At 50.8% G+C, this 3,455-nt stretch carries 2 protein-coding genes; both read right to left on the bottom strand.

What is annotated here, in order from left to right:
* Positions 1 to 90: 90 nt before the first annotated feature.
* Positions 91 to 1,206 (bottom strand): GNAT family N-acetyltransferase, encoded by a 1,116-nt coding sequence (locus tag R3177_RS13945; RefSeq protein WP_318971621.1) that lies wholly within the window; start codon positions 1,204 to 1,206, stop codon positions 91 to 93.
* A 41-nt stretch (positions 1,207 to 1,247) separates the two neighbouring features.
* On the bottom strand, positions 1,248 to 3,455 hold a 2,208-nt coding region (locus tag R3177_RS13940), incomplete at its 5' end, for an efflux RND transporter permease subunit (protein WP_318971620.1).

Raw genomic sequence — 3,455 nt, 5'->3', positions numbered from 1 at the left:
CATTCAGTGTCAGACGCCAGCCAGTTGCTGTGCGCCCAGCGCCTGTTTTTTAATTTCCTGCTGCAGTTTAAAACAAACGGGTAAAAAAGATCAGGGCGTAAGCTGATAATGCTGCAAAAGCGCCAGCTGTTCCCGCTGGCAGTAATCGCTGATGGCATTGCTTAACGGGCTTGGACTAAACTGGTAAAAACCGCGGCGCACAACAGGTAAAAAACCCCGCTTAAGTTTATGCTCGCCCTGCGCACCAGCATCGAAATACGACAGTTTATTGGCTATGCAATAATCGATACCGGCGTAATAGCAGCATTCAAAATGCAATTTATCAAACTCGGTCAGGCAGCCCCAGTACCGGCCATATAACACACTATTTGACCTGAAACACAACGAGGCCGCTACCAATGTATGCTCAGCATAAGCAGCAAAAACCACTATGCTGTCAGCCAGATGCTGCCCCCATAACGCAAAGGTTTCTGCTGTTAAATAGCCGTTATGGCCTGCTCTTTTCTGATAGGTTGCCTGATAAAAGCGGCTGAAACTTTGCCAGAATGCGGGCGTAAGCTCAGTACCATGATGACATTTTACAATTATATCTTGCTCAGCTACCTGCCTACGCTCTTTGCCGATTTGTTTGCGCTTACGGGAAGGTAAGGCGGCCAGAAAGTCTGAAAAAGTCTGAAAATTATGATTATGCCACTGAAATTGCACATCGAAACGTTCCAGCATCTCACTGTCTCGCAGCAGCTGTTGGCTTGCGGGATCAGGATACAGGCACTGAAAATTGCTGCAGGACAGTTGTCGCAGGCGCTGGTTAATCGCCTGCAGTAACACTGTGAACAGCTGACCGGAGTTTTCACCTGCTGCCACACCAAATCTCGGACCCTCCGCTGGTGTAAACGGAATAGCAGAAATCAGTTTTGGGTAATAGCTTAATTGATAATGCTGATAAGCCTCTGCAATGGCCCAGTCAAACAAGTATTCACCATAAGAGTGCAGTTTCAGATACATCGGCATTGCCGCAATCAGACTATCGCCGCGGTACAACAGCAAATGCTGGGGTAGCCAGCCGCTTTTTTCACCGACACTGCCACCCTGCTCCAGTGCACTGAGAAAAGCATGCCGGCAAAACGGCATGTCAGCAGGGAATAAATTATCCCAAGCAACAGCATCGATTGTCGCTAACCGGTCACAGAGCTTAATTTCTGTCATTGGTAGACGTTACCGCCATTCAAATTGTCAGTCCAGCCGAATCAGTCGAACTGCTCAGCAGCTTCCAGTTCTCTCTCCAGCCGGTTGCTCTCATCAGCACGTGGTTTGGCAAATCGGGCCAACGCAAGATACAACACCGGAGTCAGGTATAAAGTAAAGACTACCGCAATGCCCAGACCGCCGAACACTACCCAACCTATGGCGTTACGGGCTTCAGCGCCAGCGCCTGTCGACAGGATAAGTGGTAAACCACCTAACAGGGTAGACAGCAGCGTCATGGCAATCGGCCGTAAGCGGATTTGTGCTGCCTCCTCAACCGCTTTTCTGACTGAATAACCGCGGTCCCGCAGCTGGTCTGCAAACTCGACCAGTAAAATCGCATTTTTTGCCAGTAACCCTATTAACATCACCAGGCCGATCTGGGAATAAATATTAATCGAGGTACCGGTTAAAAACAGTGTAAATAACGCGGCGGCAATGCCAAATGGCACCGTCGCCATCACCACAACAGCACTGTTGGCACTTTCAAACTGCGCAGCCAGTACCAGTAAGACAATAATAAAGGCCAGCACATAGGTCATCGTGACTTCACGGGCGGTTTCCTCAAAGGTTAGCGCTTCACCCAGAAAAACCAGTCCGATATTAGAAGGCAGCGACTGTTGGGCCAATGAGCGTAATTGCTCAACCGCCTGATCCAGTGGTAAATCTGGCGGTAACTGCATTTCCATTTCAATTGCCCGGCGCTGCGCCTGGCGCTCCAGCTCTGCAGCAACGCCTTCTTCTGAAATAGTGGCCAGACTGGATAACGGCACTAAGCCGCCTAATCTTGAGCCCACATATAAATTTGCCAGATCAGAAGGATCAGTCACTGAGGAGGCCGCTGCTTGCAGAATAATGGGAACCGACTGATCGCCAACATTTAAATCAGCTAAATCATCACCGTTTATCGCTACCCGAAGCGTCGCAGCAATATCGGACAATGGCACACCTAATTCTGCAGCTCGGCGCCGGTCAATGTTTACCCGCAGTTGCGGCTGGGTAGGCTGATAAGAAATACGCGGCATGCCCAGTTGTGGCATATGCTGCTGAATGGCTTTAGAGAGCGCCTGCGCAGCAGCAAATATTTCTGAATAAGACTCGCCGGTCAGCGCCAGCTCAAGGCCGCCGCCCTGCCCGCGCAGATTCAGACTGTTAGAGCCAAAAGCCCGAGCCGGCGCTCCCGGGATCGCGCCAAGTTGTGGACTGATCTGATTAATAATGTCCTGTTGTGACTGACTGCGTTCACTCCAGTTTTTCAACGGTACGGTAATAAACACCAGGTTAGGGTCCCATTGCCCTACGACGGTATAAATGGAATCAATATCGCCACCGTTTACATAGGGCAGTAATATTGCTTCCATTTTATCGGCCTGGCGGTCCATAAAGTTCAGGCCGACACCATCCGGACCACGGGCAAAGACTCTGATAGTACCGCGGTCTTCCGTGGGCATCAGTTCATTATCCAGTACCAGATACACGGCACCGGCAGCGCCAGCCGACAGTAAACAGGCAATAAATACGATAATAGCGTGATCCAGCGTCCAGTGCAGGCTGCGGCTGTATATCGATAACAGCCTGTTACCTATGCCAGCAAAAATATTGCTGGCATTTTGCTTAATAGGCAGGCGGGCAGTCAGTGCTGGCACCAGGGATAAGGCTACAAAAGACGAAATAATTACTGCCGCGGCCAGTACCCCACCAAACTCCCGGAACAGCCGCCCTGCAGTGGACGGTAAAAATGCAATTGGCACAAATACCGCCACCAACACCGCTGTGGTGGCAACCACGGCAAAAAACACCTCGCGGGTACCGATAACAGCGGCAGCCCGGGCACCCAGCCCCATACTGCGCCGGCGCTGAATGTTTTCTGAAACAACGATGGCATCATCAACGATTAAGCCCGTCGCCAGTACCAGAGCCAGTAAGGTTAAAATGTTGATGGAAAAGCCCATTAGCCAGATGGCGGCCAGCGCACCTATCAGCGATACAGGAATAGAAAGTGCCGGCACTATAGTCGCCCGCCATGAGCCAATAAACAGCCACAGTGTAAAGATAACCAGCAATACCGTCAGGGCCAGTGAAGTAATAACCTCGCGCACCGAGCCCCGGATAAACTCGGCTTCATCTGAGGTTATTTGTAGCTGCAGCTCTGGAAACCGATTTTCTACCTGGCTGACCAGCGCCAGCACTTCATCAGAAATTTCAATGGT

This window comes from Arsukibacterium sp. (assembly GCF_033722355.1).
GTDB lineage: Bacteria > Pseudomonadota > Gammaproteobacteria > Enterobacterales > Alteromonadaceae > Alishewanella.
Note: the sequence above shows the minus strand (reverse complement) of the source record. Positions and strands in the feature narration are given on the sequence as shown.

What these genes read in the sequence shown, in the direction of transcription:
- R3177_RS13945 (WP_318971621.1), bottom strand. Translation starts at nt 1,206, where the DNA reads ATGACAGAAATTAAGCTCTGTGACCGGTTAGCGACAATCGATGCTGTT.